This window comes from Arcticibacter pallidicorallinus, assembly GCF_003002875.1.
Taxonomy (GTDB): domain Bacteria; phylum Bacteroidota; class Bacteroidia; order Sphingobacteriales; family Sphingobacteriaceae; genus Arcticibacter; species Arcticibacter pallidicorallinus.
This window is the reverse complement of sequence record NZ_PVTH01000005.1, coordinates 15,007-35,419: the sequence shown is the minus strand read 5'-3', so window position 1 is coordinate 35,419 and position 20,413 is coordinate 15,007. Positions and strand designations below refer to the sequence as shown.

At 46.3% G+C, this 20,413-nt stretch carries 21 protein-coding genes; 15 read left to right on the top strand and 6 right to left on the bottom strand.

The features are described 5' to 3' along the window. The first annotated feature begins 19 nt into the window (after window positions 1–19). From B0I27_RS09420 to B0I27_RS09370, 11 genes are read left to right on the top strand one after another with little or no spacing between them, the layout of a single operon-like run. Window positions 20–1,180 (top strand): ABC transporter substrate-binding protein, encoded by a 1,161-nt coding sequence (locus tag B0I27_RS09420; RefSeq protein ID WP_106292999.1) that lies wholly within the window; start codon window positions 20–22, stop codon window positions 1,178–1,180. Next, a complete protein-coding gene (locus B0I27_RS09415) occupies window positions 1,177–2,340 on the top strand; it encodes a CaiB/BaiF CoA transferase family protein (protein ID WP_106292998.1) in 1,164 nt (387 codons plus the stop codon). The genes B0I27_RS09420 and B0I27_RS09415 overlap by 4 nt, the downstream gene beginning before the upstream one ends. Continuing rightward, window positions 2,327–3,469, top strand: coding sequence for a CaiB/BaiF CoA transferase family protein (locus B0I27_RS09410; RefSeq protein WP_106292997.1), 1,143 nt, complete (start codon window positions 2,327–2,329; stop codon window positions 3,467–3,469). Before B0I27_RS09415 ends, B0I27_RS09410 begins: the two co-directional genes overlap by 14 nt. Before the next feature lie 10 nt (window positions 3,470–3,479). Then, a complete protein-coding gene (locus B0I27_RS09405) occupies window positions 3,480–4,727 on the top strand; it encodes an extracellular solute-binding protein (protein ID WP_106292996.1) in 1,248 nt (415 codons plus the stop codon). Beyond that, window positions 4,724–5,800 (top strand): Gfo/Idh/MocA family protein, encoded by a 1,077-nt coding sequence (locus tag B0I27_RS09400; RefSeq protein WP_106292995.1) that lies wholly within the window; start codon window positions 4,724–4,726, stop codon window positions 5,798–5,800. The genes B0I27_RS09405 and B0I27_RS09400 overlap by 4 nt, the downstream gene beginning before the upstream one ends. A gap of 17 nt (window positions 5,801–5,817) precedes the next feature. After that, on the top strand, window positions 5,818–6,261 hold the full coding sequence (locus tag B0I27_RS09395) for a MaoC family dehydratase (RefSeq protein ID WP_106292994.1): 444 nt from the start codon (window positions 5,818–5,820) through the stop codon (window positions 6,259–6,261). A 19-nt stretch (window positions 6,262–6,280) separates the two neighbouring features. Further along, window positions 6,281–7,579, top strand: a complete 1,299-nt coding sequence (gene fucP / locus B0I27_RS09390; RefSeq protein ID WP_106292993.1) for an L-fucose:H+ symporter permease — start codon at window positions 6,281–6,283, stop codon at window positions 7,577–7,579. An 18-nt stretch (window positions 7,580–7,597) separates the two neighbouring features. After that, entirely contained in the window at window positions 7,598–8,842 is a 1,245-nt protein-coding gene (locus tag B0I27_RS09385) for a ribulose-bisphosphate carboxylase large subunit family protein (RefSeq protein ID WP_106292992.1), read from the top strand. Next, window positions 8,839–10,227: a four-carbon acid sugar kinase family protein gene (locus B0I27_RS09380; protein WP_106292991.1), complete on the top strand. Its 1,389-nt coding sequence runs from the start codon at window positions 8,839–8,841 to the stop codon at window positions 10,225–10,227. Before B0I27_RS09385 ends, B0I27_RS09380 begins: the two co-directional genes overlap by 4 nt. A gap of 22 nt (window positions 10,228–10,249) precedes the next feature. Then, a complete protein-coding gene (locus tag B0I27_RS09375) occupies window positions 10,250–10,927 on the top strand; it encodes an aspartate/glutamate racemase family protein (protein ID WP_106292990.1) in 678 nt (225 codons plus the stop codon). Continuing rightward, window positions 10,920–12,242, top strand: coding sequence for a bile acid:sodium symporter family protein (locus tag B0I27_RS09370; protein WP_106292989.1), 1,323 nt, complete (start codon window positions 10,920–10,922; stop codon window positions 12,240–12,242). The genes B0I27_RS09375 and B0I27_RS09370 overlap by 8 nt, the downstream gene beginning before the upstream one ends. A 57-nt stretch (window positions 12,243–12,299) precedes the next feature. Here the strand turns inward: B0I27_RS09370 and B0I27_RS09365 are convergent, their stop codons facing one another. Then, entirely contained in the window at window positions 12,300–12,659 is a 360-nt protein-coding gene (locus B0I27_RS09365) for a hypothetical protein (protein ID WP_106292988.1), read from the bottom strand. 126 nt (window positions 12,660–12,785) lie between these two features. Here B0I27_RS09365 and B0I27_RS09360 point away from each other — a divergent pair, with 126 nt between their 5' ends. Further along, window positions 12,786–13,367: a DUF1543 domain-containing protein gene (locus B0I27_RS09360; protein WP_106292987.1), complete on the top strand. Its 582-nt coding sequence runs from the start codon at window positions 12,786–12,788 to the stop codon at window positions 13,365–13,367. 126 nt (window positions 13,368–13,493) lie between these two features. Next, window positions 13,494–13,994, top strand: coding sequence for an OmpA family protein (locus tag B0I27_RS09355; RefSeq protein ID WP_245925476.1), 501 nt, complete (start codon window positions 13,494–13,496; stop codon window positions 13,992–13,994). A gap of 39 nt (window positions 13,995–14,033) precedes the next feature. On the opposite strand, the gene B0I27_RS17820 is transcribed toward B0I27_RS09355, so the two are convergent. Together B0I27_RS17820 and B0I27_RS17815 are read right to left on the bottom strand one after the other, a co-directional pair. Further along, the gene (locus B0I27_RS17820; protein ID WP_281260340.1) at window positions 14,034–14,540 is read right to left on the bottom strand and encodes an MFS transporter; all 507 of its coding nucleotides are present in this window, start codon (window positions 14,538–14,540) and stop codon (window positions 14,034–14,036) included. Next, window positions 14,527–15,231, bottom strand: coding sequence for an MFS transporter (locus tag B0I27_RS17815; protein ID WP_281260339.1), 705 nt, complete (start codon window positions 15,229–15,231; stop codon window positions 14,527–14,529). The genes B0I27_RS17820 and B0I27_RS17815 overlap by 14 nt, the downstream gene beginning before the upstream one ends. On the opposite strand from B0I27_RS17815, the gene B0I27_RS17735 reads away from it, so the two are divergent. Continuing rightward, a complete protein-coding gene (locus B0I27_RS17735) occupies window positions 15,166–16,656 on the top strand; it encodes a sensor histidine kinase (RefSeq protein WP_245925475.1) in 1,491 nt (496 codons plus the stop codon). The two genes, B0I27_RS17815 and B0I27_RS17735, sit on opposite strands and share 66 nt — an antisense overlap. Window position 16,657: 1 nt before the next feature. Beyond that, window positions 16,658–17,347: a LytR/AlgR family response regulator transcription factor gene (locus B0I27_RS09340; RefSeq protein ID WP_106292985.1), complete on the top strand. Its 690-nt coding sequence runs from the start codon at window positions 16,658–16,660 to the stop codon at window positions 17,345–17,347. Between the two features lie 11 nt (window positions 17,348–17,358). Here B0I27_RS09340 and B0I27_RS09335 read toward each other — a convergent pair whose 3' ends face one another. From B0I27_RS09335 to B0I27_RS09325, 3 genes are read right to left on the bottom strand one after another with little or no spacing between them, the layout of a single operon-like run. Continuing rightward, a complete protein-coding gene (locus B0I27_RS09335; protein ID WP_106292984.1) occupies window positions 17,359–18,402 on the bottom strand; it encodes an oxygenase MpaB family protein in 1,044 nt (347 codons plus the stop codon). A gap of 11 nt (window positions 18,403–18,413) precedes the next feature. Continuing rightward, window positions 18,414–19,739, bottom strand: a complete 1,326-nt coding sequence (locus B0I27_RS09330) for an ABC1 kinase family protein (RefSeq protein ID WP_106292983.1) — start codon at window positions 19,737–19,739, stop codon at window positions 18,414–18,416. A 1-nt stretch (window position 19,740) separates the two neighbouring features. Further along, the gene (locus tag B0I27_RS09325; RefSeq protein ID WP_106292982.1) at window positions 19,741–20,388 is read right to left on the bottom strand and encodes a TetR family transcriptional regulator C-terminal domain-containing protein; all 648 of its coding nucleotides are present in this window, start codon (window positions 20,386–20,388) and stop codon (window positions 19,741–19,743) included. Window positions 20,389–20,413 lie beyond the last annotated feature (25 nt).

Genomic DNA, 20,413 nt, shown 5'->3' with positions numbered 1-20,413 from the left:
CCATTTACTTATTTTAAACATGCCAGATACAATAACGCTAAAAGGAATTACATGGAACCACAGTAGGGGGCTTGTGCCAATGGTTGCTACAGCTCAGCGATTTTCGGAACTATATCCAGGAACTGAGATATCCTGGGAAAAGCGCAGCCTTCAGCAATTTGCAGACTTCTCGATTGAAGAGCTTGCGAAAAGGTTCGACCTCCTGGTAATCGATCATCCCTGGGCGGGGTTTGCTGCTAAAAAGCGGTCAATTATCCCATTGGATGAGGTGCTACCCGATGAATTTTTAAAAAACCAACAGCAAAATTCTGTTGGCCATTCTTACGAAAGCTACACATATGACAACCATCAATGGGCACTACCTATTGATGCTGCGACGCCCGTCGCTGCAAGCAGACCTGATCTTTTAGAGAAGGCTGACACCAAGCGTCCTGAGAATTTCGAGCAGCTGCTGTCCCTTGCTGACAAAGGACTTGTTGCGTTTGCGGGAATTCCGATCGATGTGCTGATGAGCTTTTACATGTTCTGTAGCTCTTTGGGCGAGGATCCTTGTCAGGAGGAAGATAAGATCGTCTCTGAGGCTGTTGGAATGAGGGCCCTGCAAATGTTCAGGGAGCTTACCTCGCGCATAGACGTTGCCAATTTTGAAAGAAATCCGATACAGGTTTATGAAGCAATGACTCAGACTGATGAAATTGCCTATTGTCCGTTTGCCTATGGGTACTCCAATTATGCCCGGGAGGGATATGCCAGAAAAGTGCTGCACTTTCATGATATGATCAGCCTGGACGGCAAATCCAATATGAGGAGCACGATCGGAGGTACCGGTCTGGCTATTTCAGCACATTGTGCTTATATTGATGTGGCGGCACAATACGCTCATTTTGTAGCATCAGAAGAATGCCAGAGTAAGCTTTACTTCAGTAATGGCGGTCAACCGGGACACCTGGGAGCCTGGCAAAATGCTGAAGCTAACCGCCAAACGAATAACTATTTTGCGGATACGCTTCCTGCGTTGCAAAGAGCCTTTCTACGTCCGCGTTATTACGGGCATATGTACTTCCAGGATCATGCGGGCGACATCGTGCGCAACTACCTGATGAACGGCGGAGAAGAAAAATCCGTTCTGGAAGAAATGAACAAACTTTACTTAAAATCAAGAAAACTTCAGATGATATGAGCAGGCCGCTGGAAGGGTTATTAGTGTTGGAGTTTTGCCAGTTTCTCGCCGGGCCGTCGGCTGGCCTTAAACTGGCAGATATGGGTGCCAGGGTGATAAAAATCGAACGTCCGCTGAAGGGCGAAGCGGGCAGACAGCTGGCCATTAAAAATATGTTTGTTGAGGGTGATAGCTTGTTGTTTCATACCATCAACCGAAACAAGGAGTCGTACGCAGCTGACCTTAAAAATCAGGACGACCTTAATGCGGTAAAAGAACTTATTGCGAAGGCTGATGTCATTACACATAATTTCAGGCCAGGTGTAATGGAAAAGATCGGACTTGACTACGCTTCTGTAAAGGCTTTGAATTCAAGAATTATTTATGCAACCGTTACCGGGTATGGCAACGCCGGCCCCTGGGCCACTAAGCCGGGGCAGGATCTGCTCGTGCAGTCTCTATCGGGACTAGCCTACCTTTCGGGCACAGCCGATCAGGGACCTGTTCCCTTTGGTCTGTCCGTTTCCGATATCATGTGCGGCAATCATTTAACGCAGGGTATCCTCGCCGCCTTAATCAAGCGGGCCAGGACAAAACAGAGTGTGCTCGTGGAAGTAAGCCTGCTGGAGTCTACGCTTGATATGCAGTTTGAGGTCCTCACAACCTATCTCAACGACGGTAAGAAGCTTCCGCAAAGAAGCTATGTAAAAGGTGCAGGACACGCCTATCTAAGCGCTCCCTATGGAATCTATGAAACTGCCGATGGCTATTTGGCGCTTGCTATGGGTGATCTCAATAAAATTGCAGCAGCAATCGGCTGTGATATTTCTTCACTATTCACCGGTGGCAATTCTTCTTTCGACAGAAGGGATGACATTCTTGAGGCATTTTCGGAGACATTTAAAGAGAAACACACGAAAGACTGGCTTGAAATTCTCGTGCCCCTCGATATATGGTGTGCTGATGTTTTAGACTATAAAAGAGCTGTTGAACATCCAGCCTTTGGGCAGCTTGGCATCAGCCAGTCTGTTCAGGTGAGTGACTCTTTGGAAATCCGGACGACAAGAAGCCCTATCCGGATCGACAATAGGAAGCTTTTATCCTCTAAACCAGCACCGAAGGTAGGAGCACATAATAGTACACTGAATCAGGAATTTAATATACAAAATGAGACCACTTGAAGGATATCTGATCATTGATTTCGGGCAGTTCCTCTCGGGACCCTCGGCAAGTTTACGACTGGCAGATCTTGGTGCCAGGGTGATCAAAATTGAACGACCAGAGGGTGGTGATATATGCCGCTCGCTGTATACATCGAATGTGGTGATGAATGGAGATTCATCTGTATTCCATGCAATAAACCGAAATAAAGAGAGCTTTGCCGCGGACTTGAAAAATCCGCAGGACCGCGATACTATAAGAACACTCCTTTTGAAGGCGGATATTGTGATGCACAACTTCCGGCCGGGAGTAATGGAGCGTCTGGGTTTCGACTATAACAGCGTTAAAGCAATAAAGCCTGACGTTATCTATGGTGAGATCTCAGGATATGGAAGTGAGGGGGAATATAAAGACCGACCGGGTCAGGACCTCCTGCTCCAATCACTGACCGGCCTGACCTGGTTAACCGGGAACGCTGATAGTGGACCCGTAGCAATGGGGCTTTCTATTGTTGATATGCTGGCGGGAGCCCATCTGGCCGAGGGGATCCTGGCCTGCCTTTACCGTAAGGCAGTCTCCGGAGAAGGAGGTCTGGTACAGGTCAGCATGCTGGAATCAGCTTATGATTTTCAGTTTGAAACGATCACGACTTTTATGAATGACGGTGGTGAAAACCCCCAGAGATCCCTCACAAATAATGCAAATGCCTATTTGGGCGCACCTTACGGTATATACCAGACTGCTGATGGTTATCTGGCCCTTGCCATGGGATCGATTCCGGTTCTGGGGAAATTACTGGGATGTGATGCCCTGGCTAGCTACGCAGACGCTGCGGTTGCATTCGAAAAGAGAGATGAAGTTAAAAGCATCCTTGGCCAACATCTCCGAACGGATAGTACGCAAAAATGGCTTTCCATTTTGGAGCCTGCCGATATCTGGTGCGCTGACGTTCTCAACTGGAATCAGCTTTTTGAGCATGAGGGGTTCAAGGTATTGAATATGACGCAGAAGGTCAGCATGTCTGACGGCTATACCTACCAAACAACGCGTTGTCCTATCCGTATCGATGGAGAGCTGCTCACATCCGGTAAGGGGTCGCCAAAGCTAGGTCAGGATAACCAGACTATATTAACCGAATTCTCATTGTAATTACTAAACCATGCACGATACATCCAAAAAACTCAGAATAGCCGTACGTAAATTCGGTCCCTTCGAGAGGGCTATGGACATCATCTGGCAACGGTACTGCGAAAGTACAGGCTGCAACGTGGAGGTGGAAATGGTACCGATGGACTTGCATGAGCTTCACGAAACGACTATTCAGAACCGCGGACTGGAAACCGGAGAATGGGATATCGCACACATTAACACAGACTGGATATATGAGGCGTATTCTGCCGGACTCCTTGAAGACCTGAGTACGTATATAGGCAGGAAACCGCCAGTGGATTACCCCGGCGGCTGGAGTGAATCACTTCTTCAGCTACAGCAGTTCGGCGAGCATACAGCCGGCTTGCCCTTTCATGACGGTCCTGAATGCCTGGTCTACAGAAAAGACCTGTTTACAGATCCGAATGAAATGAGAAGCTATTTTGAACGTTTCGGTCAAGCACTCAAACCGCCGGTGTCCTGGGATGAATTCTATCAGATATCGCGGTTTTTTTACAGGCCGGAACAAAACCTATATGGAAGCGTGTTTGCTGCCAAGGCTGACGGTCATAACACGGTTTTTGACTTTTGTCTGCAATTATGGAGTCGTGGAGGATCGCTTACCGATCAGCATGGCAATATCCAGATTGACACACCTCAGGCTGCTGAAGGCTTAGACTTTTATAGAAAGATGCTGGGAGATAAGACGGCTGTTCATCCCCATTCGCCTGAATATGAATCTGTGAAAACAGGCATGGCCTTCGCCCGTGGCGAAGCGGCAATGATGGTTAACTGGTTCGGTTTCGCATCTGTTTGTGAGGTGTCGGACGATTCTAAGGTTAAGGGAAAAGTGGATGTAAGTAATATTCCGTGTATCAGCGGCAGTCAGCCAGCATCCCTCAATGTTTACTGGTTGTATACTGTCGGTGCAGGAAGCCGTTACAAAGAGCTTGCCTACGACTTTCTACGTTTCGCTGTAAACGCCGAAAACGATAAGAAACTGACTCTGGAAGGCGGAATTGGCTGCCGTAAGTCTACATGGTACGACGAAGAAGTGAATGAAACTATTCCTTACTACCATAAGCTTGCCGGTCTGCATCAGCACGCAAAGTCGCTGCCTCAACAAGGGGATTGGGTCCAGATTGCCAAGATCATTGATCAGACTATCTCAGACGCTTTAACGACTACAAGACTTTCGTCAGCCCTCCTCCGGGATGCGCAGGCGAAAATCGATCAACTAAAAAAACAAGAACTATGATAATACCCTATAAGCCTGATTTACCCAAAACCGTTCAGCCGATAATAATCATTGGAGCCGGAGGTATCGTAAGTGACGCCCACCTTCCGGCGTATAAAAAGGCCGGATTCTTCGTTCATGGTATTACGAACAGAACAAGAGCACGCGCCGAGAAGGTTGCCCGGGAGTTTGATATTCCAAATGTATATGATACTGTCGCCGATGCAGTGGCTCACGCACCGGCAAACGCAGTTTACGACATAACAATTATGCCCGACCAGTATGTTGAGGTTCTTACCCAGCTTCCTGACGGTACAGCAGTCCTGATCCAGAAGCCTATGGGGGATTACTTCTGGCAGGCTAAAGAGATCCTGGAGGTCTGCAGGCGGAAAAACCTTGTTGCCGCTATAAATTTCCAGTTGCGTTTCGCTCCCTTTGTTGCAGCGGCGCGATATATGATCGACCAGGGAATGATCGGAGAGCTGTATGATATGGAAGTGCGCGTTACGCTGAAAACTCCCTGGGAGCTGTTTCCTCTGGTAAAAATTCATCCGCGCCTGGAGATCCAGTATCACAGCATTCATTATATCGACCTGATCAGATCATTCATCGGAAACCCTGATACAGTATATGCCAAGACTCTGAAGCATCCGGCTAAAAGCCTTTCTTCTTCGCGGTCAACCGTTTTGATGGACTACGGAGATACCATGCATGCCGTCATCAATACAAACCATGATCATGATTTTGGTCCGCACAATCAGGAAAGTTTCATCAAGTGGGAGGGGACGAAAGGAGTTATTAAGGCGAAAATGGGGTTGCTGATGAACTACCCGGACGGTGTTCCTGACCTGTTTGAATACTGCATTCCCGAAGAAGGAACGCCACCACAATGGAAAACGATCGCGCTTGAAGGTTCCTGGTTTCCGGAGGCTTTCATAGGTACAATGGCGAGCCTGATGCGGTTTAAGGAGGGTTCTTCAGATATTCTTCACACGGGTGTAGAGGATGTCATCCAGACGATGGCTGTTGTGGAGAGTGCCTACATTTCGAGTGACCAGGGCGGTGTCAGGGTTTCAGACCAATTAAAAGATTAAGAGCAAAGACGATCAACATGTATTTTAAATCAACATTTTTCGAAGGATATACACTGGGAGATAAGCGGGTAACGCTTGGGCGAACAATTACAGAAACAGACTTTGTGGTGCACGCAGGGCACACCGGCGACTTCTTTCCGCATCATATGGACGCTGAATGGTGTAAGACCCAGCCGTTCAAGCAGCGGATAGCACATGGCACGATGATATTCAGCATCGGCATTGGGTTGACCGCTTCAGAAATCAACCCCGAAGCGATGTCAAAAGGATATGACAGGCTTCGATTCATCAAACCCGTTTTTATAGGAGATACGATTCATTCTGTGGTTACTATTTCTGACAAAGGGGATGCTAAGAAGCCAGAATTCGGGACAGTAACCGAGCACGTAGAAATTATCAATCAGCATGGCGAAGTAGTTCTCGTCTGCGATCACTTGCTGATGGTTAAAAGAAGTAACTAACAGCATAAAACATTAAACCATGTCTTTACATCATCAGCATGAGATACCCAGGGGGGCCAATTCCACTTCAGGGGGGCCCAACCTGTATCTGGTCCCTTTTATCTTGATATCCTGCCTGTTCTTCCTGTGGGGAATGGCGCATAATCTGGATTCTATCTTGATTCCGCACCTCAAAAAGGCATGCCAGCTGGACAACAGGCAATCCACTCTGATAGATACCGCGGTGTTTATGGCCTACTTTCTCATGGCGATCCCAGCGGGAGCGATCCTGAATAAATGGGGCTATAAAAACAGCATCATCATGGGCCTGCTGGTTTTCTCTGTTGGTGCTTTTCTGTTCGTTCCGGCAGCAGATACGCGTATGTACGAGCTTTTTCTCGTGGCGCTCTTCATTATTGGGTGCGGACTCACCATTTTGGAAACAGCAGCTAACCCATATGCCGCAGTTTTAGGAAAACCTGAAACCGCCTCCAACCGCTTGAATCTGGCAGCATCATTCAATGGGCTTGCCGCCATGGTAGCACCGATCATAGGATCACTGTTTATTCTTTCGGGCAAGGAATACTCAGCCGAAGAACTTGCTGCTATGCCCGATGCCAGCCGGCTTTCCTATCTTATGGAAGAAGCTGCATCTGTTAAGTTACCCTATATTATTCTTGGTAGTGTCCTCTTGCTGGTTGCAGTGCTATTTTATTTTATCAAGTTTCCGGAGGTTAAACCGCCCGCGGAAGTCATACAAAAAGAAAGAAGCTTTCTTTCGGTATTGAAGCACCGTCATCTTTCATGGGCCGTAGCGGCTCAATTCTTTTACGTAGGCGCCCAGGTTTGTGTCACCAGCTTCTTCATTCGCATGGCTCAACAAGGAGGTGGTCTGGACGAGAAAACTGCTGCGTATTATCTTGGAGTGTACGGTTTCCTGTTTATGTTTGGACGCTTCGCAGGTACGTTCTTTCTGAAATTTATCAGCTCGCAAAAGCTGCTGTCTATTTATGCGGCGGCCAGCGTGGCGCTCTGTGTAGTAGCCATCACCGGAGACGGTGCTTACGTGATCTACGCGTTGGGAGGTTTGGGATTCTTTATGTCTATCATGTTCCCCACCATTTTTGCTCTCGGCATAGCAGGATTAGGCGAGGGTACAAAAACAGGTTCATCCTGGATTATTATGGCCATTGTAGGGGGTGCGATTCTTCCATATGTGATGGGGACGATAATCGACCTCAACCATGACGACATTCAGATCGGTTATGTTGTTCCGCTCATCTGTTATATCATTATTCTCCTATTTGGAATGAGGGGTTATAAACCCTCTACTCATTAAGATCTAAATATTCGTATCATGCAAAGAGTAACAGCTAAATACTATATCGAGACACCTCTCGACCTAAACCATGCAGCGACAGTGCTCGCAGGGGAGCAATCGTCCGGAACATTCGTTGCTGTGCCGGGCGAAACGGAGGAGCTTAAACATCGCTTCGCTGCCAGAGTGGAGTCTGTCACAGTCTTAGACTCCTCAACTACACCTGCGATTCCGGGTGTAGAAGTCAAGGCCGGGGTTTATCAACGGGCGATGATCGAGGTGTCCTGGTCGGTAGAGAACTTCGGTTACAATCTCCCGGTTCTTATTTCCACCTTGCAGGGCAATCTTTACGAACTGACACAGTTCACAGGTCTTAAATTGATGGACATTGAGTTTCCGCATTCTTATTCGCAGGTTTTTGAAGGCCCTAAGTTTGGTGTCGATGGCTGCAGGAAGCTGACAAATGTCTATGACAGACCACTGATCGGTACCATCATCAAACCCAGTGTGGGTCTCAGTCCCCAGCAAACAGCAGAGTTGGTGCGAACCTTAGCCGGGGCAGACATAGATTTCATAAAAGATGATGAGCTGCTGTCGTCATCCGCAAACTCTCCATTCGAGGATAGGGTGGATGCCGTCATGCGTGTGATCAATGATCACGCAGATAAAACCGGGAAAAAGGTGATGTATGCCTTTAACATCAGCGACGATATGGACGAGATGCAGCGTAACTATGAGAAAGTGATTAGTGCCGGCGGTACTTGCGCAATGATCAGTTTAAATAGTGTGGGTATATCGGCCGCAAAGAAGATTTGTGATATCGGTGAATTGGCTATCCATGGCCATCGGAATGGCTGGGGGATGATGAACAGGCATCCTCTTCTGGGAATTGAATTTCCGGCGTATCAGAAGTTATGGCGGTTGGCAGGTGTGGATCAGATCCATGTCAATGGCATTCAAAATAAATTCTGGGAATCTGACGATTCGGTGGTTAGGTCAATTGAGGCATGTCAAAAACCTTTATTCGGAGGATATTCTGTTCTCCCGGTGGTTTCTTCGGGTCAATGGGGTGGACAAGCTCCTGAAACTTATAAGCGCACGCAGACACTTGATCTCCTATACATGGCAGGCGGAGGAATCATTGCCCATCCGGGCGGACCTGGTGCCGGAGTAACGGCTCTTCATCAGGCATGGCATGGTGCCGTTCAAGGGCTGACCGTGGCGGAAACCGCTTCTAAATATCCGGAGTTTGCTTTGTCAGTTGAGAAATTTGGGAAGAAATGATAGACTCTGAAAATAGCTTGCTGATAGCATTTTATGGTGATGACTTTACCGGCTCAACAGACGCCCTGGAATCGTTAAGTCTTGCAGGGATACAGACAGTTTTGTTCATTGACCCACCTACTAAAAGCCAGCTGGCGAAGTATGATGGACTTCAAGCAATTGGAGTGGCGGGTATGACGCGATCTATGCGGCCGGAACAGATGGAGGAGACCTTACGCAAGGCTTACTCCGAATTGCTGGAACTCAATCCGCGGCATGTGCATTACAAGGTTTGTTCCACTTTTGATTCCTCTCCGTTTATTGGAAGTATCGGCAAAGCACTTGAAACAGGGGCTAGGATTTTCGAATCAACATTTGTTCCTGTTCTCGTAGCTGCTCCAACCCTCGGCCGTTATTGTGTTTTTGGGAACCTGTTTGCGAGAATGGGGATAGGTAGCGATGGAACAATACATCGTCTGGACAGGCATCCTTCTATGATCAACCACCCGACGACGCCCTCTGAAGAGAGTGATCTTCGCCTGCATCTTCAGAAGCAAACGGATAAAGCCATCGCTCTTGTGGATATCCTGCAGATCGAACGTCCTGCTGAAGAAACCGAATTACTTGTCGAGAGGCTTGTTGAAAACGGAGCTGAGATAGTGTTCTTCGATGCAATTTACGATTCTCAAATCGAACGAATAGGTGGAATTCTTGATGCGCAAGCGACAAAAAAAACTCCACTATTTTCTGTGGGATCGTCTGGAGTGGGATCAGCCCTGGCTTCTTTCTGGAAAGAGAAAGGGCTCACTACCGCTCGGAAAGCACAGGCGCTTAGACCTTCTGACTCGCCAATCCTGGTGATTTCAGGTAGCTGCTCGCCAGTGACGGGAGGTCAGATCAAGGCGGCGCTGGCTGCCGGCTTCGCGGAAATACCTGTTGATCCGGAAGTATTCGAATCGTCAGAAAAGTACACCTCTCAAAAACAAGATTACGTAAATATGGGACGTAAATACTTAAACGAGGGCAAAAACATTCTTATACATACAAGTTGTGGTACTGGAGATGAACGGCTGCGGAGAGCAAGAAAGGCTTTCGAAATCGGCGGCTATAAGCAGTCAGACAGCGCATACTTATATGGCACCTTATTGGGGCAGATAGTCAGAGAGCTGACGGCGGCAGCTAATGTTAAAAGGATAATTATCGCGGGAGGTGATACCTCGAGCTATGCAGCCAGAGCGATGGGTATTGAGTCCGTCGAAATGATTTCAGCTTTCGCTCCAGGCGCCCCGCTCTGCCGGGCCCGAGCTCCGGGTTCGCCCCTTGACGGTCTGGAGCTAAATTTCAAGGGAGGCCAGGTCGGTAAGCCTGACTATTTTATAAAAGCATCTACAGGAGAACAAAAATAACTAACCAATTAAAACAACCAATATGAAACTTAAAACTTTAGGGCTTATTCATACATCTGCAACACTTGTACCTATTTTTCAAAAGCTATGTAGTGACCTGCTGCCGGATGTGAGTGTATTTAATATCGTTGACGACAGCCTGATCAAGGATGTCATCGCAAAAAATCAGCTGACTAACCATACAGCACGACGGGTTGTAAATCATGTTGGTTCAGCAGAAGATGCAGGTGCAGATTTGATAATGGTTACTTGTTCATCCATTGGTGCAGCAGTGGAAGCTTCTGCTAAGTTGACGAATGTACCTGTATTAAGGGTAGATCAGGCAATGGCGGAACAGGCTGTCCAAACCGGAAGCAGAATAGGAGTGATAGCTACACTTCCGACAACATTGGAGCCAACAAGTGACCTTGTTAGAAGGATGGCCCTTAGAGCAGGAAAGGAAATCGATCTGACGGCAAAGCTCTGCGAAGGAGCGTTTGATGCCCTGATGACCGGCGATCCGGAGAAGCACGACGAGATGGTATCCAAGGCATTGATCGAGTTATCGAAGAATGTAGACGTCATTGTTTTAGCTCAGGCATCTATGTCGCGGGTAGTGGAAACACTTGCACCTGAAGACAAAATTGTTCCCATCCTCGCCAGCCCCGGTATTGCTGTAGCACACATCGCAGAACTTCGAAAAGCATCGATTTATGAATAGTTTTCGAAGAATATGTCTTGCAGTCTCTCTGGTTGCGCTGATATGTCTCCTTGCAGGGTTGTTCACGGAGAATGCATCCTTGTGGCAGGCTTCAGCGGTGACACTTTCTGTGTGTCTGGCAATTGGAATCGGAGCGATATCAGCTCTGCGTAACTACCAGTATACTGCCTGGATTATTACGGCAGTCGTCGCCGGGATGATTTATCCCTCTGCCTTTTTGCAATGGGGTAATTTTGATCTGCGTAACAAGTGGGTCATTCTGATCATCATCCAGTTTGTTATGTTCGGCATGGGTATTCAGATGAGTATCCGCGACTTCGCCGGTATCGCAAGTACCGGGAAAGGAGTTTTGATCGGTCTTCTTTGCCATTTTTCCATAATGCCGCTTATGGCCGTTTTGCTTACGCAAGTTTTTAATTTCGAGACCGAAATCGCAGCGGGTATTATACTTATCGGGTCTTGTTCGAGCGGACTGGCTTCCAACGTGATGGTTTATATCGCCAGAGCTAACCTAGTTTTGTCTGTGACAGTGACGGCTTTAGCTACCTTTGTAGCGCCTTTCATGACGCCCTTATTGATGAAACTTTTTGCGGGCACAATGATTGAGGTGAAATTCGTGGAGATGATGATGGAAATTATCAAAATAATGATCGTTCCTATTGGTGCTGCTTTGGTTCATGATTACTTGAAAAACGCTGGTTTCAGTGGTCGGACATTTGTCCATAGGGCCGCACTTGTTTCAGCAGCCCTCCTTTGCATGATGCCCTTAGGACTATGGCAAATTTTAGCTAATCACTTATCTCCGGAATTTATGCAACTGATCGAAACGCTTAACTTCTTTGCGGGAGCTATAATTGTGGGCCTGCTTTATCACTATGCGACCCTGCGATTTAAAAACCTCGATGAGCTGATGCCCTATATTTCAATGTTTGGTATCGTTTATTTTACTACAGTTACGACCGCTGCAGGAAGAGACAACCTATTAAAGATCGGATTTCTGTTATTTATATCTTCAGTGATCCATAACGCAGCGGGCTATATTTTTGGCTATTACCTGAGTCGTTGGTTTGGCTTGGACAAATCTTCTTCTCGGACCGTAGCCTTTGAAGTTGGACTGCAAAATGGTGGAATGGCTTCAGGAATCGCTGGCTCAATGGGCAAGCTGGGAACCGTCGGTCTTGCCGCGGCGGTCTTCAGTCCGTGGATGAACATCTCCGGGTCAATTCTCGCTAATTATTGGAAAAGAAAGTCTTTACAGGAGGAGGAAGAGTCGCGCAAACAAGAGCTCTTTACTTCTGAAACTCGTCCGGAGTAATTTCGGGGGCAATACAATTTGAACCGGGAAGATCTGCTAAGCAAATCCTCCCGGTTTTTACATCTCTTTCCTCTGGGTCAAGAGGCCTCCTATGACGATCCCGGAAAGACCGATCACCAGGAATGTATTCCTCGCAGCCGCGTTGTCCGAAAATTTACCGAACCAGGGAGCAAGTAATGATACAGCGCCCAAGGCGATGTCAGCACCCAGGTGTGCTTTGAACGGCATGTATTTGAAAAGTCCCCATTCAGACCTCGTTACTAATGCGGAACCCAGCATAGCAGCAGCCATCAACCGTGCGAGCGTAGCTGGTTTCTTGTCGTTTTTAAAATGCAAAAGCTCAGGAGCCAGTGCCGTTAAGGGAATATACGTCCAATCCGCAATCCCGTGCGCTTTTCTTGAAATAGGTCGTTTCATAACAGATGTTTTAGATAGATAAATAGAAAACATGAGAATCGGGGGATTTGATTTTTTTCTTTTAAAATAGTGCCAGAGTATTATTAAGTGTCAATACATTTCAGATATTTGGCTGACAGTATACTCATGAACCAAAACTCAGAATCTACATTGCACCTTTATATGCTATTACTTGGTGGTAAACCAAAGGGCAGACATACAGAACAACACGATATTTTCTTTGCGATAGGAGATAGTTTGAAAGCTCTTGTCCCGGATATTAATCTTTTTTGGCCCGAGGCAAAGGGGGAACTTCATATAGATGCCTGGCGGGAGGTAAAACAGGTTGGTGCGTATAGCATTGAAGTTGTACCACGCGCTGCCATAAGCAGGGGGCAGGACACAGACCATTTGTTTTTTGTTAACCTTGGAGGCTATCAGAAAGGCCTTTTTGACGAGCCGCACTTCAAGGTGTTAACGGTACAAAAAAATATGGCCGCGGCAACAAAAGAAGCAAAGAACACTTCCTTTTACAGGGAAACTCAGTTCCCGGGAGCAAACTCGCATATCGACGATAAATACGGGCTCGACGTAGACGATATCTATGATGTTGAGGAAATACTCCCTTTATACCAAAGAGAGAAGTATGCATTGAAAATCACAGAAAGGAATTCAGAAATTCAGGATGAATACCATCTTGGATATTTTAAACTAAATAAACTACCTTGAATCACTCATTGGGTAAATTTGATCCGGGTCACTTAGTTTTTCCCGGATAACTTGTATGTTTATCTAAAATCACATGAAGATATGAAGTTTGCGAAATTACATTTGCTCCCAGCAATTATTTCTGTTATGGCCTTGACAACTTTTCAGGCTTGTAAGACTAAGAAGGCGGGGATAGGGACCAATCCTTATGGTACCGTACAGAAAGAGCCGGTAACCGAGAAACCAGAAACCGCACCTGCTCCCGAGCCGAAAAAGGCTGAACCAGTTGCTGAGCCTGTTAAAGAAACTCCGGACTTCAACTTCCGAAATATCCAGTTCGAATTTAACTCTGTAGTATTGAAAACGGTATCCTATCCGATTCTCGACAAAGCTGCGGGAGAAATGAAAAAAGACGCAAACGTCAGCTTCATCATAAACGGACACTCATCAACAGAGGGGTCTGCGGAACACAATATGTCTTTATCAAGAGATCGCGCCAATGCCGTTAAGACTTATCTGGTAAACGCGGGAGTAGGCGAGTCGAGGTTGACTACAAAGGGTTACGGAGAGACCAAACCGCTGACAAATAATGACACAGAACAGTCCCGGGCAATAAATCGCCGTGTGGAAATAGAACTGGCAAAGTAGCTCGTTAATCATTGGGTATCTCAAGAGGGTACCCAATGATTAAAGCTTGCGTTCGTTGATGTCTTTCAAGCCAAGAGGCACAAGTACTTTAGTCTTAAGATAAGTGACGCCCACAACCAGTAGTGTCATTGTCCCACCAAAAAGGACCGCCGGGACTGTTCCCATAAGTTTAGCTGTCAAGCCCGATTCGAAAGCACCAATCTCATTTGATGATCCTATAAACATGGAATTTACAGAAGAGACACGTCCCCTCATATCGTCCGGAGTCAGTAATTGCATAATAGTCGACCTTATCACAACACTGACACTGTCAAATACTCCCTCAAAAAAGAGAAATACGAGCGTTAGATAAAAATTTGTAGATAGCCCGTAACAGATAATAGAGATCCCGAAACCGCTGACAGCGAATAATAGATTTCTCCAGGGTTTGTTCATGGGTGAATGTCGTGCCATAAAGAGCATGGTTAGTACTGCTCCTAACGCAGGTGCAGCACGCATCATCCCGAACTGTTCGGCGCCCACCTGTAGCACCTCACTGGCGATCACCGGAATCAGCGCAACTGCGCCCCCAAAAAAACACGGAAAACATATCGAGGCTCATTGCTCCCAGCATCATCTTGTTTCCCAGAACGAACTTAATTCCCACAGTCAGGCTCTGGAAAATATTTTCTTTAGGCATAAATAGCGGTGGCCTCTTCCTGATAAAAAGGATGCAGCAGAAGGAAATTGTGATGAACGCCAAAATCAAGAGAAAGGTCGTCGATACTCCTGCATATGCATAAATCAAACCACCGAATGCCGGTCCTGCAATAGAAGCAACCTGAAATCCTGTACTGTTCCACGTTGAGGAGTTTGGATAGAGAGGCCGGGGGATTATCATCGACATCAGAGAGAAAGTTGCCGGTCCCATAAATCCCCTGCATATACCGATACAAAAGATCATCACATAGATGATTCCAACAATATGGCTGGTTATCATGGTCGACGCCAAACTGGGTAAGGTAATGAGATACAATACCAGAGAACACATGAACATCCCGGTCATGATGAGCTTTAGCAGTTTGGTTTTCTCCGATTTATCTGCAACATATCCGCCGTACAGCGCAATGCTGATGGCGGGAATCGCTTCAGAAAGTCCTATCATCCCCAGCGAAAGCGGGTCTTTTGTGAGATGATAGATATACCAGCCAATAACAACCGCCTGTATCTGATAGCCGAACGTAAGGAAAAAGCGCATCAGCAGGTAGGCTCTGAACTCAGGAAAACGCAAGGCGGCGTATGGGTCATTTTTTTCGGTGACACCCGTTTCTGTCTCATACCCAGGTTGCTTCAGTATTTTGCGCTGTATGCCAGCTTTCTGATCCTGAATTTCAAGTTGGTGCCTAAGCTGTTTTCCAAAACCGGGGCTCTGAAAAGCGCCCTTCTGGTTGCATTATTGCTAACTATCTTATTTCTTACACTCGGTACGATAAATACCTATTTGAAAAGCTATCTATTCTTAAGGCATACTACAGACGGCGAAGCCTATGGTGTAATCTTCACCAGCAGCTTTTTTCATACCGCGTGGTTGGCCTTTCTTTTTGGTTTTTATACTTTGATCAAGTATGCCTCAATATATCTCTGCAGCAATATTGATGAAATAGAATCCAAATACAAGATCGTCACAAGAAACGGAATTGCAGCTTTTGTCATCTGGCTTGTGAGCATTCTCTTTCTATTAGTAGCTGATGCAGAAACGGGGCCGTTTGCCATTTGGCTAGTAACCATCCCTTTTGCTATCTGCCTTTATTGGTATTCGTGTTACGACCTGATCCCAGCATCGATGAAAGATAAGAAAGCCTGGTCTTCATATTATGTTAAAGTATTGATCCTGGTACTCCTTTCTGCGATACCGCTGTTCCTCATAATAAAGGGAATTACAGAGCGCAGTAGTATCGTTTTCATGGTCCTCATATTTCATGTTCCCTTCCAGCTTATCGTTACAACACCTCTTTCCTGGTATCTATATCGCCAGCAACAGAGGAAGCAGCAGGAGATAGCAGACTTGAAATCCGCACTTGGACAGTCGAACGCTAATTATGACTTTCTACGTTCACAGATTAATCCCCACTTCCTTTTTAATGCTTTAAATACCATTTACGGCACAGCTCTGCAGGAGAAGGCAGAACGGACAAGCTTGGGAGTAGAACGCCTCGGAGACATGATGAGGTTTATGCTTCAGGAAAATATGCAGGAAAAAATTCCTCTTTCACGGGAAATTGAATATTTGATCAACTACATAGAGCTTCAGAAATTACGTACGGATGCCAGCCCGTACATACGCATAAACTCTCAGATAGACGAGCCGGTATCATCAGGCGAGATAGCTCCCATGCTTCTTATTCCTTTTGTAGAAAATGCCTTTAAACACGGCATCAGTCTGCGTGAACCCTCGCACATTATAACTAGGTTGCAGTTTAAGAGAGATACACTGTATTTTGATGTGACCAATAGTATTCACCAGAGGACGGACATTGACCCAGAAAAATACAATAATAGCGTGGGACTTAGCAATGTCAGGCAACGCCTGCAATTGCTGTACGCGGGGCGGTACGAGCTGCAGATCAGGGAGTCTCCTGCTGAGTTTTTTGTACACCTTACAATCCATCTTAAGCAAACATGATATGAAAGCAATTGCCATTGACGATGAGCCCATAGCACTTGATGTGGTCCGCAATCACTCAGCGAAGGTGCCTTTCCTGAATCTCGCGGAGACATTCACGGATGCATTCGAAGCGCTCGATTATCTGCATAAGCAACCGGTGGATCTCATTTTTCTCGACATCAAAATGCCCGACATCTCCGGTATTGAATTCCTCAATAGCCTGAGTAAAAAGCCCCTTGTTATCTTCACTACCGCATATTCGGATCATGCCGTGACTAGCTTCGAACTTGATGCAGTGGATTATCTGTTAAAGCCTTTCTCTCTCCCAAGATTTCTAAAAGGATGCAATAAGGCACACGAGCTGTTTAAAAGTCGTAACTCGACAGAGGCGCCTGGATATATTTTCGTTAAAACCGGATTTGAGCAACTGAGAATTCTCTTTAACGATATTTTATTTATTGAAGCCTCCGGGAACTATGTCTCATTTGTACTAGAAGGCAAAAGGATTCTCTCAAGAGCAACATTCAGCGAAACCCTGGAATATCTTCCCGCCGATAGATTTGTTCGTGTTCATCGCTCTTTCATGGTAAATATTACGAAGGTTGAGAAGATTGAAAGGCATCAGATCACGATAAAGGAGAATAAGATACCCGTGAGTGAAGCTTTTAGTAGCAACATGTCTTCCGTCTTCTGGAATAAGCGACGATGAAAAGCCGAAGACTAAGTTCTCGCTTTCAAAAAAGCCGCGTGCCGCTCCCGGTAGGCCATCAGGATATTACCCGAGTCGAAGCGGGGAAGACGGGCCGACAGCTTCAGGAACGCAGGCGCGTACTCAAGTCCTGCGACGGGTGGTACTGCCAGAATATCCGCCACCTCATCTCCCAAAAGAAACCGGACGATCTGATGGGTTTCCTGAGACGACAGGGGAATTGATGAATCCTCTGAAATATGATCAAGTAATGCTTTGGTGAGCGCTTTTCCCTGTATTGATGATTTGAAATTTCGCTTACGAATGGCGCTTTCAAGAAGCGTTGCGGACTTTCCGTCCTGCGGGATCAGTTCTTCATCCAGACCAAGCAAGTAACCAATTACATTCCAGAGATGCATAAACGACTGCTGTTCCTCATAGCTCAGGGCTAGTCCAAGCTTCCTTAAACCACGAATGACCATAAGAGAGAAGGCAAGATTTGTTCCTGCAATATCTTCCTGGTTAACTGGTGTTTTTAGATCTTCATTCCAATAATCGCTTCGCCATACATAATGCCTCGCCAGCGCATGTGTCAATCGGATTTTCAGGCAGCTGGCAAAACCTTTTCCGTCATTACTGAAAGCATTGGGTGCCATGACATCCCAGATGAAATCGGCAGTATCTGAAAGCCGTTTAGCGGGACGGTCCCTTAAGCGCTCAGTCAGGTAAAGCACCATCGCCCCGTCAGCCGCCGCATAACAATAGGGAAGAGACAACAGACCCAGCAAGGACATGATCGTATCTGAATGCCGGATAAAAAACCTGGAGCCTTCTACCATCTTCTCGCTGTCTGCCCAGTCAGGCAGTGTCCTGCTTTTAGCTACAAACTCCGCTCTCCCAAACTCATCTAGTACGACATCCAGATCTGCATTTGATTTCATCGATCCTAGCCAGGTGTAGAACTTCTTTCCCGACATATCATCCGAAAGCCACTCAGTAATAAACGGCTGAACGTGCACATCTCCTTTTAGCCGTTTCGCACGAAGAAAATTGTCATAACCCCTACTCTCATGCATACCCTGTTCTTCTAAATTTCCAGGTTTACCTGGGGTACATAGGTGTCTGTTCGAACCGTCGCCTTAAGCTCATGGAGTATATTATACAAACCAAAGTTTGTGCGGTTGATATAAATAAAATGCTTTACTCCCCGAGCCTGTTTAAACTCAGGCATTTTCGCAATCATCTCACCATAATTATAGATATGCTCAAAAAACTCCGTTCCGCTAAAGTCAAACCTGTCCGACGAATATGGCTTCGCAAACAGTCCGATCATTTGACGGTACATATCATAATAAAATTCAACTTCAGCAGGTGAATCCTTCTCGTGTATCATCTCCAGTTCTCTGAACGCCTGTAGAGTCTTAGGCTTATCGTTGAAAAAACCTTCGGAAGTAAGAGAGAAAAACGGATAGTAGAAATCGTCAGGCAGCTCTTTGATACATCCAAAATCAATGATACCCAGTTTGCCGTCGTGAGTGATAATGAAATTTCCCGGGTGAGGGTCAGCGTGCACTGCCCGCAACTCGTGTTGCTGGAAATTATAGAAGTCCCACAGCGCCTGTCCAATGACGTTTCTCTCCTCCTGAGAGGGATTGGTTTCCAAATATTCTTTTAGATGAAGTCCCTCAATCCAGTCCATAGTAATAGTTCTTTTGCTGGACAGCTCCGGATAGTAAGTTGGAAAAACAATATTTTCCAGGTGCGCACAGGCTTTCGAGATCTCCACAGAACGACGTACCTCCAGCTCATAATCTGTTTCCTCCAGCAGACGTTCCTCCACTTCCTTCATATAAACGTCGAGCTCTTTCTCACTCATACCGATCAAGCGGAAAGCAAAAGGCTTCACTAATTTCAAGTCTGACGATATGGAATCACCGACGCCCGGATACTGAATCTTAACTGCCAGCTTCTTGCCGTCCAGTTCAGCCTGATGGACCTGACCGATCGACGCTGCATTGCTAGACCTAAGATCAAACTTGTCAAAGATTTTCTCAGGCGTCTTTCCGTGAAGTTTTCTAAACGTTTGTACAATCAAGGGTCCTGAAAGAGGAGGTGCATTATATTGTGATTGAGAGAATTGATTAACATACGCCTTCGGCAAGATGTTCTTGTCCATACTCAGCATCTGCGCCACTTTTAAAGCGCTACCTTTCAGCTTGCTCAGTGAGCTGTAGATGTCTGCTGCATTGTCTTCATTCAACTCATCCCTGCTGATATTGGAGTTAAACAGCTTCTTCGAGTAATGCTTTACATAATTCCCGCCGATCTTGAACCCCGTCTTTACAAACTGAGTAGAGCGTTCCACCTTGCTGGTCGGAATGCTCTTCTGCTCATCATCATTTTTTCTTATCATATCAGAACGGCATTTTTATGCCTGCATTTTTTGCAAGGAACTTGCCATATTCAAACAGCTCATCGATAGGTGAACGCTCGAAAAGATTATAGGTAACATTAACGCCTTTTTCTATTGCCTCATCAGTTTTGTCGAAACCTGCTGATGTATCTTTTAACCAGAAGTTGATCACAAAGCCCAGCTGAATCCACAGCGCGTCTTTGTACTTCGCGGCAAAGAATGGCCTGTCAGTTAGTTCTCCCGACTCCAGTCCTTCCTGAATTACGTCAGCACTGAATAGCTCAAACTCTTGCTTCATTCCTTCAAACAAGTTGCTGAGGCCAATCTTAGCCTTTGCATTTCTAAGGCTGAAGGTGATAAAGCTACGCTTGCTTTTTAGCAGTTCCATGAAGCCGTAGAACAGACTTAGTGCCTTCTCTCTGGAGGAATACTCCGTCCAAACTTCCTGAGATCTCACTTCGCTGATCGCGTCGGTCATAAGTCCCTTCCATATCCGGATATCTATGCTCTCAAAGGAGCCAAAATAGCCGTAAAACTCTTCTTCGGTAATCCCATTGTCTCTGGCAAAAAGAAAAACAGTCTTAGGTTGTTCGCCATGATGAAGGATATGCTCAATATATGATTGCTGAAGCTGATCTTTTATTTCCATAATGACTATAAACGTTTAACGGAGA

Coding starts and splice junctions, on each gene's coding strand:
- fucP (WP_106292993.1), top strand. CDS start 6,281: ATGTCTTTACATCATCAGCATGAGATACCCAGGGGGGCCAATTCCACT.
- B0I27_RS09395 (WP_106292994.1), top strand. CDS start 5,818: ATGTATTTTAAATCAACATTTTTCGAAGGATATACACTGGGAGATAAG.
- B0I27_RS09330 (WP_106292983.1), bottom strand. CDS start 19,739: ATGATAAGAAAAAATGATGATGAGCAGAAGAGCATTCCGACCAGCAAG.
- B0I27_RS09340 (WP_106292985.1), top strand. CDS start 16,658: ATGAAAGCAATTGCCATTGACGATGAGCCCATAGCACTTGATGTGGTC.
- B0I27_RS09375 (WP_106292990.1), top strand. CDS start 10,250: ATGAAACTTAAAACTTTAGGGCTTATTCATACATCTGCAACACTTGTA.
- B0I27_RS09365 (WP_106292988.1), bottom strand. CDS start 12,659: ATGAAACGACCTATTTCAAGAAAAGCGCACGGGATTGCGGATTGGACG.
- B0I27_RS09380 (WP_106292991.1), top strand. CDS start 8,839: ATGATAGACTCTGAAAATAGCTTGCTGATAGCATTTTATGGTGATGAC.
- B0I27_RS09355 (WP_245925476.1), top strand. CDS start 13,494: ATGGCCTTGACAACTTTTCAGGCTTGTAAGACTAAGAAGGCGGGGATA.
- B0I27_RS09385 (WP_106292992.1), top strand. CDS start 7,598: ATGCAAAGAGTAACAGCTAAATACTATATCGAGACACCTCTCGACCTA.
- B0I27_RS17815 (WP_281260339.1), bottom strand. CDS start 15,231: ATGCGCTTTTTCCTTACGTTCGGCTATCAGATACAGGCGGTTGTTATT.
- B0I27_RS09410 (WP_106292997.1), top strand. CDS start 2,327: ATGAGACCACTTGAAGGATATCTGATCATTGATTTCGGGCAGTTCCTC.
- B0I27_RS09420 (WP_106292999.1), top strand. CDS start 20: ATGCCAGATACAATAACGCTAAAAGGAATTACATGGAACCACAGTAGG.
- B0I27_RS09325 (WP_106292982.1), bottom strand. CDS start 20,388: ATGGAAATAAAAGATCAGCTTCAGCAATCATATATTGAGCATATCCTT.
- B0I27_RS09370 (WP_106292989.1), top strand. CDS start 10,920: ATGAATAGTTTTCGAAGAATATGTCTTGCAGTCTCTCTGGTTGCGCTG.
- B0I27_RS17735 (WP_245925475.1), top strand. CDS start 15,166: ATGATAGATATACCAGCCAATAACAACCGCCTGTATCTGATAGCCGAA.
- B0I27_RS09400 (WP_106292995.1), top strand. CDS start 4,724: ATGATAATACCCTATAAGCCTGATTTACCCAAAACCGTTCAGCCGATA.
- B0I27_RS09415 (WP_106292998.1), top strand. CDS start 1,177: ATGAGCAGGCCGCTGGAAGGGTTATTAGTGTTGGAGTTTTGCCAGTTT.
- B0I27_RS09405 (WP_106292996.1), top strand. CDS start 3,480: ATGCACGATACATCCAAAAAACTCAGAATAGCCGTACGTAAATTCGGT.
- B0I27_RS09335 (WP_106292984.1), bottom strand. CDS start 18,402: ATGCATGAGAGTAGGGGTTATGACAATTTTCTTCGTGCGAAACGGCTA.
- B0I27_RS09360 (WP_106292987.1), top strand. CDS start 12,786: ATGAACCAAAACTCAGAATCTACATTGCACCTTTATATGCTATTACTT.